Here is a 14,485-nt window from a genome sequence, read left to right as displayed (position 1 = left end):
CTATGCACGGCCCAACAACTACTCCACCGTCACCATCACCGACGGCCAGCCCGAGGCTCCGTCAGGCACCGGATCGGCGCGCTTTTCGGTCTGGGTTTCGCCGGTGGCGTCGGTGGCACGGGCCTTGACGTAGTGCATGCCAGGCGTGGCATCCCATTCGTAAGACCATTGGCGCCAGGTGATGGTGGAGGCTTCGTCGGAGAGGGTTGCTTCCACCCAATCGCCGTCGTCAATCTGGACTTCCACCTTGGTGATTCCCCGGGTCTGGGCCCATGCGGTGCCGCCCACGGCGACCTTCCCTGCCGGGAACTTCGCAAAGGACGTGGGTACATCCACTCGTGCCATGGTTTTGATGGGACCGCGCTCTGACCAGCCGCGCTCCGTCCAGTAGGCCTTGCTGTCCGCGAAGCGGGTGACCTCCAACTCCACCACCCACTTGGTGGCTGAGACGAACCCGTACAACCCCGGTACCACCATGCGCACGGGGTACCCGTGCTCCACCGGAAGCGGCTCACCGTTCATGCCGATCGCCAGCATGGCATCGCGGTCATCCTGCAGGACCTCCAGCGGAGTGGAGGCGCTGAAGCCGTCGATGGATCGCGAGAGCACCATGTCCGCGCCGTCCTTCGGCTTGGCCCTTTTCAGGACTTCGCGGATGGGCAGGCCCAGCCATTTGGCGTTCCCAGCAAGCTTTCCGCCCACCGGGTTGGACACACAGGTGAGGGTGACGTGCGATTCGATCAGATCGGCGTCGAGCAGGTCCTGGAAGGTGAGGGTGACCTCTTCCTCAACCATTCCGTGCACCCGCAGTGACCAATCATTGACGTTGATCTCGGGGACGCTCAGCGCCGTATCAATGCGGTAGAACTCGTTGTTTGGTGTCAGCCAGGGGAAGACTCCCGGAACCGGGGACTGGACGCCAGCCGGAACGGCAGCCGCGGCCCTGACAGGTGCCGGCAGCCGGAGTGCATCCCGGGCCTGCGCAACATTGTTGCGTGCGGCACCCAGGAGCCGCCCACCGGTCGCCGCGATGCCGGCGGCGACGGCGGTAATCCCGGCAGCAGCAAAGAAGCGACGGCGGCTGGTGCCGGCTCCGCCTACCTGGGTATCGGCGTCGGCGGCTATGTCGGCAGGGGCTTCCGGCCATGCCTTCAACCCCCACAGCGGCACGATGAGTCGACGCAGGACAATGAGGCCGGAGATGGTTCCCAGAATGGAAGGGATGGCGTCGGCGGGTCCAACCCCGGCTCGAGTCAGGACGCTGGCCACTATTACCACGCCCATGAGCAGCACACCCAGGACGCCCAGGGCCCACTTCTTGTAAGCCACAACGCCCAAGACGCAGGCCAGCAGGGCGATGGTCAGGCCCATGCCCACGAACAGCGCAGCCTTGTCATTGGTGCCGAACGTGGCGATCGCAAAGTCCTTCATCCACGACGGCGTGAAGTCGATGAACGTCGATCCCAAGGCAAACACCGGGGTGGCCCTGGCAGTGAAGAAGGCGCCGATCAGCTCGGCGACGGCAAGCACGACGGCGGCCGACACCACGCCTGCCAGCGCTGCCATGGTTTCGGGGCCTTTGGTCCGGAGTCCGAGCTTTTTCATGTCAGTGGTTCGTAGCGGCAGGGGGCAGGGATGGGTCTAAGCATCCTCAACTGGTAGATTAATCCAGTCGATAGATATATCCGGACCGGCGAGCTTCAGGCCACACACATCAAAGGATCCTCATGAACACCCCAAACCCCTGCCGCACGCCGCTCTTTGCGCTGCTCGTGTCCACTCTTGCCATCGCGACACTGGGAGGCTGCAGCATCGGCGCCCCGGCCGCCAACGACAGCTCCTCCACCCCATCGCAGAGCCAAGGCCAGAGCCAAAGCCAAAGCGCCGCCTCACCCACGGCGGAGGCGGAAGCTGGCAACGGCAGCGCCGGCGGAAGGCTCGATGCGGCCACGGAAGATCTTTCCTGGGCCAATGGCAACAGGATCATGGGGGACGAAAACGGTGGACACACTCCTGATATTGCCAGCTCTCTGACGAATCCCAACGCTGGGTGGCAGGCCGACTACAGCCGCATGGCGACAGACGGGATGATGACCTTTACCTCCGACAAGACGCAATGCAAGGTCCGAACGCTCCAGGTGCGCAACCAACCCTCCGAACTGGTGCCCGGCGACGACAGGGCATCAACCTTGAAGGTCCTCGCCATCCTCATCCCGGGCAAGACGGACCTCGCCTCAAACGTCAAGGACGCGACCTTGGGCTACGGCATCGCGGGCAATCGTGGTGTGGACATGCTGTCGCTGACCTACACTTCGGGAGACTCCTACGGCTATACCGCGGTTCGGACCTTCAGCAAGCCGGCCGTCACCCTCAAGGTCGAAGCGCTCTGCCCCACTCTCGAGACCCTCAAGTCCACCCTTCCCGAGATTCACGACAACATCAGCATTAACGCACGCTAGATCTTTTTGAACATCTGTTCATAATTTTCCTTGAACAGATGTTCAAGATGCACTAGCCTGCTTCGTATGACCCAAGCCACATTTTCCGATTCCGCCTCCACCCTTTTCATCAACGGCCGGTGGGAGCCGGCAGCGTCCGGCGCGGTGCGCGAGATCCACAACCCGGCCGACGGCGAACTGGTCGCCACGGTGTCCGAAGCCGACCGTGAAGATGCCGAGCGCGCCATTTCCGCAGCCCGCAAGGCCTTCGATTCCGGCGTTTGGGCGAACGTCCCCGCTCCCGAGCGCGGCGCGTTCCTGCTTAAGGTCGCCGCGGAACTTCGCGAACGCCGGGAGAAGTTCGCCCGCGCAGAATCCCTGGACACCGGCAAGCGGATCATCGAAAGCCGCATCGACATCGATGACATCGCGGCCTGCTTCGAATATTTCGGACGCCTCGCCGGGCAGTCGGCGGGCCGGGTGGTCGACGCCGGGGACCCCGCCGTCGTCAGCAAAATCGTCTACGAACCCGTCGGAGTCTGCGGTCTGATCACGCCGTGGAACTACCCGCTGCTGCAGGCTGCGTGGAAGATCGCGCCCGCACTGGCCGCCGGCTGTACCTTCGTCCTGAAGCCCGCCGAGCTGACCCCCTCCACCGCAATCCTCACCATGCAGTTGCTGCAGGACCTGGGCCTGCCGGACGGCGTCGCCAACCTGGTGACCGGCCCCGGAGTAAAAGCGGGCGCACCGCTTTCGGAGCACCCCGACATTGACCTCGTTTCCTTCACCGGCGGCTTGGAAACCGGCAAGCGCATTGCCGCGGCCGCAGCCGGCACCGTAAAGAAGGTCGCGTTGGAACTCGGCGGCAAGAACCCCAACGTCGTGTTCGCTGACGCTGACTTCGACGCCGCCGTCGACAATGCGCTGAACGGCGCCTTTGTGCACTCAGGCCAGGTCTGCTCCGCCGGGGCGCGGCTGGTGGTGGAGGAATCCATCGCCGAGCGTTTCGTCGATGAACTGGTCCGCAAGGCCAAGGGCATCCGCCTCGGCGGCCCGTTCGATGAGTCTGCCGAAACCGGACCGCTGATTTCCGCGGCACACCGGGAGAAGGTGGATGCTTACGTTCAGCGCGGTGTTGCCGAAGGCGCGCGGCTGCGGTGCGGCGGCGCGGCCCCTGAAGGCGAAGCGTTCGACGCCGGTTTCTACTACCAGCCCACCGTCCTGGACCGCGTCAAAAGAGGAATGTCGGTTGTTATCGACGAGGCCTTTGGCCCGGTAGTAACAGTGGAAACTTTCCGCACGGAGGACGAAGCCGTGGCCACCGCCAACGACACCATCTACGGGCTGGCGGGCGCCGTCTGGACCCAGGATGCCGGCAAGGCCCAGCGGGTAGCGGGCCGTTTGCGGCACGGCACGGTCTGGATCAACGACTACCACCCCTACCTTCCTCAGGCCGAGTGGGGCGGCTTCGGCCAGTCCGGCGTCGGCCGTGAACTCGGCCCCACCGGGCTGGGTGAGTACCAGGAAGCCAAGCACATCTACCAGAACACCAGCCCCAGGTGACCGGCTGGTTCGCAGACCACGGCAAGGAGAAATAGATGCACGTTGACACCATTGAGAACCTCAGCGAGCGCGGGTTCGATTACGTCGTCATTGGCGCAGGATCTGCCGGAGCTGCCGTCGCCGCCCGGCTGAGCGAGGACCCTGCCGTCACCGTGGCCTTGGTGGAAGCGGGCCCGGATGACCGCAACCTGCCGGAGATCCTGCAACTGGATCGCTGGATGGAGCTGCTGGAATCCGGCTACGACTGGGACTACCCGGTGGAGCCGCAGGAAAACGGCAACTCCTTCATGCGCCATGCCCGTGCCAAGGTCATGGGCGGCTGCTCCAGCCACAACTCCTGCATTGCTTTCTGGGCTCCCCGCGAGGACCTGGATGAGTGGGAGTCAAAGTATGGTGCCACCGGCTGGAACGCTGCTGCCGCCTGGCCTTTGTACCAGCGCCTGGAAAGCAACGAGGACGCTGGACCGGAAGCTCCACACCACGGCCACGACGGTCCGGTGCACTTGATGAACGTTCCTCCGAACGATCCCGCCGGCGTCGCGCTCCTTAATGCCTGTGAGCAGACCGGCATCCCCCGCGCAAAGTTCAATGACGGCACCACCGTGATCAACGGCGCCAACTTCTTCCAGATCAACCGCCGCTCGGACGGGACGCGTTCCTCCAGCTCGGTGTCCTACATCCACCCCATCATGGACCGTGAAAACTTCACGCTGCTGACCGGCTTGCGTGCCCGCCAGCTGGTGTTCGACGCGGACAAGCGCTGCACCGGCGTCGACGTCGTCGACTCGGCTTTCGGCCGCACGCTCAGGCTGAACGCGCATCGCGAGGTCATCCTGTCCACCGGCGCCATCGACTCGCCCAAGCTGCTCATGCTTTCCGGGATCGGACCAGCCGAACACTTGGCCGCGCATGGCATCGAGGTCCTGGTGGATTCCCCAGGCGTCGGCGAGCACCTGCAGGACCACCCGGAAGGCGTGGTGCAGTTCGAGGCCAAGCAGCCCATGGTTCAGACTTCCACCCAGTGGTGGGAGATCGGCATCTTCACTCCCACCGAAGAGGGTCTGGACCGCCCGGACCTGATGATGCACTACGGTTCCGTCCCGTTCGACATGAACACCCTGCGCTACGGCTACCCCACCACGGAGAACGGCTTCAGCCTGACTCCGAACGTCACCCACGCGCGTTCCCGCGGGACGGTTCGGCTGCGCAGCCGGGACTTCCGGGACAAGCCCATGGTGGACCCCCGCTACTTCACCGATCCCGACGGCCACGACATGCGCGTCATGGTGGCCGGTATCCGCAAGGCCCGGGAAATCGCTGCACAGCCGGCCATGGCTGAGTGGACCGGACGGGAGCTCTCCCCCGGCATCGAGGCACAGAGCGACGAAGAGTTGCAGGATTACATCCGCAAAACTCACAACACCGTGTACCACCCGGTCGGCACCGTCCGCATGGGACCGGTGAACGACGACATGTCGCCCCTGGATCCCGAACTGCGGGTCAAGGGCGTTACCGGATTGCGCGTGGCGGACGCCTCCGTCATGCCGGAACACGTCACCGTCAACCCGAATATCACCGTGATGATGATCGGCGAGCGCTGCGCCGATTTCATCAAGGCCGATCTCATCAACAGCCGAACGGAGGAATCCACGACGGCGGAAGCCGGCTTCAGCTTGTCTGTCGCCTGAACAGGCACCCTGCTTTTAGACCCACGCAACAAACAATGGGGGAAACAGCCGGAGGCACAGCGTGGTGCCCGGCCTTTGATTTCGACTGCGACCAACGGCGGCCGCAGGTTATCACCATTCGTGCACGTCTGAACTAGGAGTTCGCATGTCAGAACCCAGCAAATTAGGACCCTGCAAGAGCGATGCAAGCGGCATGGACGAGTTTGGCTATGCCCAAACCCTGGACCGCAGCATCGGTAAGTTCGCCAGCTTCGCCGCCGGCGTCAGCTACATCTCCATTCTCACCGGCGTTTTTCAACTGTTTTACTTCGGATTCTCGACGGCGGGACCCGCCTACGCCTGGTCGTGGCCCATCGTCTTCGTCGGCCAGCTGATGGTCGCCTTGTGTTTTGCGGAGTTGGCCGGGCGTTATCCGGTGGCCGGGTCGGTGTACAACTGGGCCAAGAGGCTTTCCACCGGAACGTGGGCCTGGTTGGCGGGCTGGTTGCTGCTGCTCTCCTCCATCATGGCTCTGGGGTCCGTTGCCTTGGCCCTCCAAATCACCCTCCCCCAAATCTGGAGCGGCTTCCAGTTGGTGGGCGACGGAACAGGTCCTTACGACTTCGCCGTCAACGGGGTCATCCTGGCCAGCATCATGATCGGCATTTCCACACTCATCAACGCGTTTGGCGTGAAACTCATGACCATGATCAACAGCGTTGGCGTGTTCGTGGAACTGGTTGCGGCCGTCCTGCTCATTGCGGCGCTTCTCTGGCACTCCGTGCGGGGGCCGGAAGTCCTCCTGGATACCGCCGGATTCGGTGAAGAACATCCCTTGGGCTTCTTCGGAGTGTTCCTCATTGCTGCCATGGCTTCGGGGTACGTCATGTACGGCTTTGACACCGCCAGCTCCTTGGGCGAAGAAACCAAAGACCCCAAGAAGACGGCGCCCAGGGCGATCCTACGCGCTGTCGCGGCTTCCTTCCTCCTGGGAGGTTTGCTCCTCCTCGGCGGAATCCTGGCCGCGCCCGATCTCTCGGATCCCAAGCTCGGAGCCGCTGATGGCGGGCTGCAATACATCGTTCTTTCAGTACTGGGCGGCCCCTTCGGCAAGGCCTTCCTGGCGTGCATCGTGGTAGCCGTGGTGGTCTGTACCCTCGCCGTCCATGCAGCAGCCATCCGGATGATGTTCGCCATGGCCCGGGACAACAACCTTCCCTTCAGCCGTCAGCTCAGCAAAGTACACCCCACCCGGAAAACGCCAACCGTTGCCGCCATCGTCATCGGCATCGTTGCCGTCATCCCGCTGATCGTCAACATCTCCCAGCCGGCCATCTTCACCATCCTCTCCAGCATCAGCATCGTCCTGATCTACCTGTCCTACCTGCTGGTGACGGTGCCTATGCTGCGTCGCCGGTTCTTGAAGAAGTGGCCCTTGAAGGACGACGGATCGGAACCGGGATTCAGCCTCGGCAAATGGGGGCTGCCCGTGAACATCCTGGCCGTGCTGTGGGGCGGGGCCATGACGCTGAACCTTGTGTGGCCGCGGCCGGAGATTTACAACTCGGTGCCGCCGTTCGAATGGTACCTGCAATGGGGTGGCGTGATCTTCGTTGGCACGGTCATCATTGGCGGAACGCTGCTCTACCGTCTCCGCATCAGGCACAAGACCGGAGTCCTGGCCGAGCACGCCGCCTTGGTCACTCCCGAGGACTCTCCCCAAGTGGTAACCCAGAACTCCTAGCCCGCTACTTAGACGAACGCCGATTTCCCTGTCACCGCGCGGGCCACGATCATGGAGTTGATCTCGTAACTGCCCTCGTAGGTGTACAGGATTTCGGCGTCGCCAAAGAGCTTGGCCATCTCATAGTCCGTGGTGATTCCGTTCCCGCCCAGCAAGGAACGACCCATCGCAACGGAGGAACGGGCCAGCCGGGTGGTGGTGGCTTTGCACATGGCCGCTTGCACCATCTGGAGTTTCCCGGCCTGCTGGATCCGGGCGAGCTCAACCATCATGGACAAGGACGCGTTGGCGTTGCCCAGGATGTCGGCAAGCTGTTGCTGCACCAGTTGGAAGCGGGCCAACTCCTTACCGAACTGCGTGCGTTCCAAGGCGTAAGAACGGGCAATATCAAAAGCTGCCAATTGAATCCCGGCGGCCTGCCACCCCACCCACGCCCGGGAATCGCGCAGGAGATCGTTGGCCCGCGAGAACTCGGTGGCACCCGGAAGGAGGTTCTCCAGAGGAATACGCACCTCGTCCAACACGATGTCGGCATTCTGCATGATGCGCAGACCGATCTTGTTGGAGATCTTGGTGGCCGAGTAACCGGGGCGATCTGTCTCCACAATGAAGCCCTTGATGTGGCCGTCGGATTCGTCCCGGGCCCACACCAATGCGAAGTCGGCAATCGTGCCTGCACCGATCCAGCGCTTGGCACCGCTGATGACCCATTCGCCGCCGTCGCGCCGCGCCGTCGTCGAAAGTCCTCCGGCGATGTCCGAGCCGTGGTCCGGTTCGGTGAGGGCGAAGGCGCCGAGCTGGGTGAAAGCTTCCAGCCCAGGCAGCCACTTGCGCTTCTGCTCAGGGGATCCGAGTTCGTCAATCATGCCCACGATGAGTTCATTGTGGATGCCCACCAGCGCCGAGAGTGACACATCCGCCCGGGCCACCTCGGTGTACATGAGGCCCTTGAAGAGCTTGGAGGAGCCATCCGTTTGCAGCCCGCCCAGGCCGAACTTGGCCATGTCGGCCAGCAGCCCGAACGGGAACTCCTCCCGGTTCCAGTACTCAATGCTGGCCGAACGAATGCGGGTTTGCAGGAACTCCCTGATCTCCAGGTACCGCAAGCGCTCTCCGGCCGGGAGAAGGTCCACTACGTGCATCAGGTCCGCCTCCGGATAAGGAGGGAGGACGCGTTCTGGTGCCGCACCGCTGGTAACGGTGCCGGCAGCTTTGTCGTCGAGCATTAGACCCCTTCGTCATGTCCCGCACGGGCTCTTCCAAACCCTTGGATGTCCTAGTATATTGCAAGGTGATGTGGATCACTAGGCGGCATGTCCGGCAAAGGTGCAGGGCAGCCCGAAGGCGAAAGGCGGACTATGACAGTCACAGAAGACTTCCGTGCGGCCCGCGACCGGCTGTTGGAACTGCGTGAGGACTACAAGGCGGCGCACGCCGAATTCGAATGGCCGCGGTTTGAGGAGTTCAACTTCGCCTTGGATTGGTTCGATCAGATCGCGGCGGACCCGGCCAGGGGCAGCAAGCCCGCGTTGGTCATCGTGGAACAGGACGGGAGTTCCACCCGCCGCAGCTACAAAGACCTCGCGGAACGCTCATCCCAGGTAGCCAACTGGCTGCGGAGCCAGGGCGTCCAGCGAGGCGACCACATGATCATCATGCTCGGCAATCAGGTTGAACTGTGGGAACTCATACTCGCGGGCATCAAACTGGGCATCGTCATGATCCCCACCACCACCCTCATGGGTGCCCGCGATCTCCAGGACCGCGTTGAACGCGGCGGGGCGGCCTGGGTGGCGGTCGGAAGTGCCAACATCGGCAAGTTCGCCGACGTCGAGGGCGATTACACCCTGATCGAGGTCGGCTCAGGGAAAAACGACGCGGACGCCAAACAGTACGCAGATGCGTACGACGCCGGCACGGACTTTACGCCCGACGCCCCCACCAAGGCAGATGAAACACTGCTGCTCTACTTCACCTCCGGCACCACCTCACGGGCAAAGCTGGTGGAGCATACCCACAGCTCGTATCCTGTGGGCCACCTGTCCACCATGTACTGGATCGGCTTGGAACCGGGCGACGTCCACTTGAACGTCGCCTCCCCCGGCTGGGCCAAGCATGCTTGGTCCAACGTCTTCACGCCGTGGATCGCTGAGGCCACGGTGTTCATTTACAACTACCAGCGCTTTGACGCCGTGGCCCTCATGGAGCAAATGGGCCGCGAAGGCGTCACCAGTTTCTGCGCCCCTCCCACGGTGTGGCGCATGCTCATCCAAGCTGACCTCACGCAGCTCACCAGCCCGCCGCGCAAGGTGGTCTCGGCCGGGGAGCCACTGAACGCCGAAGTCATCGGACAAGTGGAGAAAGCTTGGGGAGTCACCATCCGGGATGGCTTCGGCCAGACCGAATCCACCGTCCAGATCGCCAACACTCCGGCCCAGCCGGTGAAGATCGGCTCCATGGGACGGCCGCTCCCCGGGTACGACGTTGTTCTGGTGGACCCCGTCACCGGCCAGGAAGCCGACGACGGCGAGCTCTGCTTGCGCTTGGACCCCCGGCCCGTGGGACTCATGAAGAGTTACTTCGGCGACGAAGCGAAAACGGCCGAGGCCTTCCGCGATGGCTACTATCACACGGGAGACATGGCCAGCCGGGACTCCGACGGCGTCATTACGTACGTCGGCCGGGACGACGACGTCTTCAAGTCCTCCGACTACCGTTTGTCTCCTTTCGAACTCGAAAGCGTCCTGATCGAACACCCCGCAGTGGCGGAGGCCGCCGTCGTGCCTTCACCTGACGCCGTGAAGCTGTCGGTTCCGAAAGCGTTTGTGGTTCTGGCTGCCGGCTATGAAGCCGGACCGGCGGTCGCGGAGGACATCCTCCGTTATTGCCGCGAGCATCTGGCACCGTTCAAACGCATCCGGCGGCTGGAATTCGGCGAGCTTCCCAAGACGATCTCCGGCAAGATCCGGCGGGTGGAACTGCGCGGCACGGAAGTCGCCCGGCACGGCGAGGGGCCGCTGCCCGCTGGTTTGGGCGTGGAATACACCGAGGAAGAGTTCCCAAATCTGAAAGACTAGCCAACCGGGTCACTAGGCCAACCAAGCAACCGAAGGAGGCCCATGGGCACGCCACTCCCCCGAGACCCCATCGCCGACGCCCAGCGCAACTGGGAACGGCATGGCTGGGGCGACGTTGCCGCGCCCATGGCCGCCATCACCGCGATCATGCGGACGCAGCAGATCCTGCTGGCCCGCATCGAAACGGTGCTCAAACCGTTCGGGCTGACCTTTGCACGCTACGAACTGCTGGCACTCCTGAGTTTCGCCCGCAGCGGCGCGCTGCCCATGAACAAAGCCAGCGCGCTCCTGCAGGTACATCCCACCTCCGTGACCAACGCCGTCGACCGCTTGGAAAAAGCCGCCCTGGTGGCACGTTCCCCGCACCCGACCGACGGCCGCACCACCCTGATTGAGCTCACCGCAGAAGGCCGCACCCTCGCCAAGAAGGCGACGGCGGCACTCAACGCCGAGGTTTTCGGCCAGTCAGGCTTCGGGCCCGACGACGTCGATCACCTCATCCGCGTACTGGGCACCTTCCGCAGGGATGCCGGAGATTTCACCGAGGAATAAGCGGATTCGTCCCCAATGAAGCCCCTACGTTCTGGAGGGGCGGTGCCCCGGCATGGGCGGCGCCTTTGATTGGTACGAGTGTCCGGTGGGGGTACTGATTTCCAAGGTGTGAACGTCGCCGGGCACGGCTTTGGTGCTCCAGCCGGGGTTTTCCTTGGTGTGGTTGCACGCCTCGCATAAGCCGGCGCCGTTAGCCAAGCTGGTCTTCCCTCCGGAACGCCACGGAACTACATGGTCAATATGCCGGATGGGCGCATCACAATACGGCGTTCGGCAGGTGTCGTCGCGGGTTTCGATGAAGCGCCGGAGCCCACCAGCGAAGAGCCGGGCCTTGGAATCGGTGGCAAGGAGCTCTCCCGTAGTTGGAGCCGTGTAGAGCCGGCGAAGCCAAACGGTGAGGTCCTGGTCATGGTCTGTCTGCCCCGATCCGAGCATCTCCCTTCCCCATTCAGCCGGGACGGTTCCGTAGCCCTTGAGCCGGGCTGGTTCGCTGTCACCCTGGAACAAGGTGCGGTCAGTCATAACGAGGTCCAGGTTGATCCCCGAAATCCCGCCCGGGGTGCCCGTCATGCGTTCGGTCAAGGTGTCGGCCATGAGCTGGCCCCGACCTCGTGCATCCCCACTGGAACGGGCCGAATCAGCCGCTCGAGTCAGCGCGGCGTACACCGCCACTCCCTGGGCAACCGGAAGCAAGGCCGTCAGGTACGTCATAGTGTCCGGGACCGGGCGCAGGCTGACATTCCGTTCGGCGGCAGCACGGCTGGCACGCCCGACTACCGACCGCGGATCCCGCCGATATGCGGCAGCTTTCGCGGCAGCAATGATCGCTTTGTCGCCCTTGCCGTCAAAGGTCCCGGTGTCGGGGGCGAGCTCCTGGTCCACAGCACAACGGTCCTCGACAGACAGGCAGGCCGTTTCCTTAACAAGAAGCGTGGCACGCCATTCATTCAAGTGCCCCGATTTCAGGGCCGCCAAGGTGCGGGGCATCTCCGTGACAAGGGCTTTCGCCAAGCCCAGGAGGCGGAACCCACGGTTTGGTGACTCGCGCCGGGCCAACGCAACCTGCGCTCCCACCCCTTGTCCACGCTCGGACGCAGGGACGCCTGCCTCGGCTTGCTCGGCGCGCTGGGCAAGATCAAAAGCCACAGCAACCCGCGCCTGCAAAGCGGAGATCGCAGACTTCATCTCCTCCAGGACCCGCAACTGTTCGATCAGGTCACTGCTAACGGTGCTGGCTGTACCCCCGCCGGCCTGAACGGAATCCACCAGGACGGGAGCGCGCCCGAGCGCCACTACTGCGCCCGTTAGCCTCTCCCCACTTCGCTCCATGCACTAACTCTGGCAGCAGGCACCGACAAAATAACCTCAGTGATCCCAGGCCAAGACCATTGAGCGGGCCGCTCATTGAAGGAGACCCTCGGAGAACCTCCCTTAAGCGGGACTCCCTTCCAGTCCTTAACCCTGATGTTCTGGAGTCATGACCACAACTCTCCCCAGCACCAAGACCCGGCGTTTACCCTTGGTGACCTACGTTCTCGCAGCGGGTGTGTTCCTGATGGGAACCACCGAGTTTATTGTTGCGGGCATCCTGCCGGAGATCGCTACAGATCTTGGCACATCCGTCGCCAACGCGGGCCTCATGATCACGGTCTTCGCGGTGGGGATGATCGTGGGCACCCCCACGATGTCCATCCTGACCCTCAAGCTGCCACGCCGCCTGACGCTGAGCCTCGCACTGGTGGTCTTCGCCGTGGGTCACGTCATCGTGGCGCTCACCTCAGATTTCACCCTCATTCTTGGTGCGCGTTTCCTCACGGCCTTGGCGACTGGCGCTTTCTGGGCGGTAGCCGCCGTCGTGGGTGCAAAAGCCGCAGGCGCGGCTTCCGCGTCCCGCGCGTTGGGTGTTGTTTTGGGCGGCGGAATGCTCGCCAACGTAGTGGGTGTTCCCTTGGGAGCGTTTGCCGGTCAGGCGATTGGTTGGCGGGGGCCGTTTTGGATACTCGCCGCGTTGGCACTGGTGGGTGCAGTGGCCGTGTACCGGCTGGTTGCCGCGGATCCCGCTTCCGGACGCACCCCGTCCGTCCGTGCGGAGCTGGCGAGCATGCGGGATTCGAGGGTATGGCTTGTCCTGGCAGGCTGCGCGATCGTGTGCGGCTCTTCCTTGGCTGCGTACACTTTCATCTCTCCGCTGCTCACTGAGAACACCGGGCTTGCCGCTGCGGCTGTGCCGTTGGTGCTGATGGCCTACGGCGTCGGGGCCTTTATTGGTTCCACCCTGGGCGGCCACTTCGGGGCCCACCGCCCATACCCTGCACTGTTCATCTCAGCAGGAATGACATTCCTGGTTCTCGGTGCCCTCTTCCTGTTCTCCCACTACGCCGTGGTGACAGTGGTCTTGATCTTCCTGCTGGGCCTCTTCGGCATGGCAACCAACCCGATATTGATCGGCAAGGCGGTGGGATATGCCGGGCAAGCTCCAACCCTGGCTTCGGCGCTCAGCACTTCGGCATTCAATCTGGGTACGGCGGTGGGTTCCTGGATGGCTGGCTTCGCGTTGGAATCTGCGCTGGGAGCCAGCGGTCCGGTGCTGGTGGGCACTGGGGTCGCCGCGCTCTACTTCCTGCCGCTCACGGTGCTGATGCTGAAGGATCGGAAGGAACGCGGTGTGGCGTGAAGGTCTACTGTGCGTCGCTCGCGCCGAAGTCGCTTGTGAGCCAGTCCTCAATTGAATTCCAGGGGAAGGTGCGACGAGCATGTGGCCCGGGCGAAATTGTGGAGGCCTCCATCCGGTCCAGTCGGAAGAGACGCCAGTCGTCACGGTCAAGGTCAAAGGCGACGAGGTACCAGTCCTGTTGCCGCAGGAGATGTCGATAGGGCTCGACCGTGCGGCGCGAATGGCGGCCATGTTGGTCGGTGTAGTCGAACCCCAGGCGTTCGCCCGTTGCGACGGAGTCTGCGATCGTGCCGACAAGCTCCCAGTCCACGGACGCAGGAGGTTCGCGTAGAACCTGTGTCGACAGAGCTACTGCTGCGGCCCGCCGCTGCAGGCCGCCGGGCAGCACCTGTTCGAGCTTCGTGCGCGCGGTCGCAGCTGTGGAATCATCCGGCAGCCACGCTTCCAGGATCAGGAGGCTCGTGATGATCGTCGAGACTTCGTCCGCGCTGAGCAGCAGCGGTGGAATCTTCATACTCGGCCGCAGTGCGTAGAGAGCCCCTGGACCCGGACGGGAGCTGACGTCGTAACCCATGCCGCGAAGACGCATCGCGTCCCGGCGTACGGTGCGCGCGCTCACCCGAAGGCGGGCTGCGAGGTCGTGTGCGGTCCACGCCCGCCCCGACTGGAGAAGTGCCAGCAACTCCAGCGACCGTGTCGAGGGTGAGTCCATGGATCCATGATCGCCCAAGATGCGGCCACTATGCGGCCGCATCTGCTTATAGCGTGGA

At 63.5% G+C, this 14,485-nt stretch carries 10 protein-coding genes and 1 pseudogene; 7 read left to right on the top strand and 4 right to left on the bottom strand.

The window, feature by feature from the left end:
- Window positions 1–18 precede the first annotated feature (18 nt).
- Entirely contained in the window at window positions 19–1,605 is a 1,587-nt protein-coding gene (locus CGK93_RS02625) for a molybdopterin-dependent oxidoreductase (RefSeq protein ID WP_232481523.1), read from the bottom strand.
- A gap of 122 nt (window positions 1,606–1,727) precedes the next feature.
- Here CGK93_RS02625 and CGK93_RS02620 point away from each other — a divergent pair, with 122 nt between their 5' ends.
- The 4 genes and pseudogenes from CGK93_RS02620 (at window position 1,728) to CGK93_RS02605 (ending at window position 7,412) form a co-directional block, all read left to right on the top strand.
- The gene (locus tag CGK93_RS02620) at window positions 1,728–2,459 is read left to right on the top strand and encodes a hypothetical protein (RefSeq protein WP_089593477.1); all 732 of its coding nucleotides are present in this window, start codon (window positions 1,728–1,730) and stop codon (window positions 2,457–2,459) included.
- 66 nt (window positions 2,460–2,525) lie between these two features.
- Window positions 2,526–4,036, top strand: a pseudogene (locus CGK93_RS02615) (aldehyde dehydrogenase family protein).
- A complete protein-coding gene (locus CGK93_RS02610; RefSeq protein WP_089593476.1) occupies window positions 4,037–5,689 on the top strand; it encodes a GMC family oxidoreductase in 1,653 nt (550 codons plus the stop codon). It abuts the pseudogene before it with no gap.
- Between the two features lie 145 nt (window positions 5,690–5,834).
- Window positions 5,835–7,412, top strand: a complete 1,578-nt coding sequence (locus CGK93_RS02605) for an APC family permease (RefSeq protein ID WP_089593475.1) — start codon at window positions 5,835–5,837, stop codon at window positions 7,410–7,412.
- An 8-nt stretch (window positions 7,413–7,420) separates the two neighbouring features.
- Here the strand turns inward: CGK93_RS02605 and CGK93_RS02600 are convergent, their stop codons facing one another.
- Window positions 7,421–8,638 (bottom strand): acyl-CoA dehydrogenase family protein, encoded by a 1,218-nt coding sequence (locus CGK93_RS02600; protein ID WP_089593474.1) that lies wholly within the window; start codon window positions 8,636–8,638, stop codon window positions 7,421–7,423.
- Window positions 8,639–8,770: 132 nt separating this feature from the next.
- Between CGK93_RS02600 and CGK93_RS02595 the strand changes: the two genes are divergently transcribed.
- Entirely contained in the window at window positions 8,771–10,489 is a 1,719-nt protein-coding gene (locus tag CGK93_RS02595; RefSeq protein ID WP_089593473.1) for an AMP-binding protein, read from the top strand.
- A gap of 42 nt (window positions 10,490–10,531) precedes the next feature.
- Window positions 10,532–11,041 carry a MarR family winged helix-turn-helix transcriptional regulator gene (locus CGK93_RS02590; RefSeq protein ID WP_089593472.1) on the top strand — a complete coding sequence of 170 codons (510 nt, stop codon included), beginning with the start codon at window positions 10,532–10,534 and terminating at the stop codon, window positions 11,039–11,041.
- 24 nt (window positions 11,042–11,065) lie between these two features.
- Here the strand turns inward: CGK93_RS02590 and CGK93_RS02585 are convergent, their stop codons facing one another.
- Complete coding sequence (locus CGK93_RS02585) at window positions 11,066–12,370, bottom strand: HNH endonuclease (protein ID WP_089593471.1); 1,305 nt, start codon at window positions 12,368–12,370, stop codon at window positions 11,066–11,068.
- A gap of 148 nt (window positions 12,371–12,518) precedes the next feature.
- Between CGK93_RS02585 and CGK93_RS02580 the strand changes: the two genes are divergently transcribed.
- Window positions 12,519–13,715 carry an MFS transporter gene (locus CGK93_RS02580; RefSeq protein WP_089593470.1) on the top strand — a complete coding sequence of 399 codons (1,197 nt, stop codon included), beginning with the start codon at window positions 12,519–12,521 and terminating at the stop codon, window positions 13,713–13,715.
- 4 nt (window positions 13,716–13,719) lie between these two features.
- Here the strand turns inward: CGK93_RS02580 and CGK93_RS02575 are convergent, their stop codons facing one another.
- Window positions 13,720–14,427, bottom strand: a complete 708-nt coding sequence (locus tag CGK93_RS02575) for a helix-turn-helix transcriptional regulator (RefSeq protein WP_089593469.1) — start codon at window positions 14,425–14,427, stop codon at window positions 13,720–13,722.
- Between the last annotated feature and the right edge of the window lie 58 nt (window positions 14,428–14,485).

It is taken from the genome of Arthrobacter sp. YN (assembly GCF_002224285.1).
In the GTDB taxonomy this organism is placed as follows: domain Bacteria; phylum Actinomycetota; class Actinomycetes; order Actinomycetales; family Micrococcaceae; genus Arthrobacter.
The sequence above is the reverse complement of the archived record's forward strand: the minus strand, read 5'-3'. Positions and strand labels throughout refer to the sequence as shown.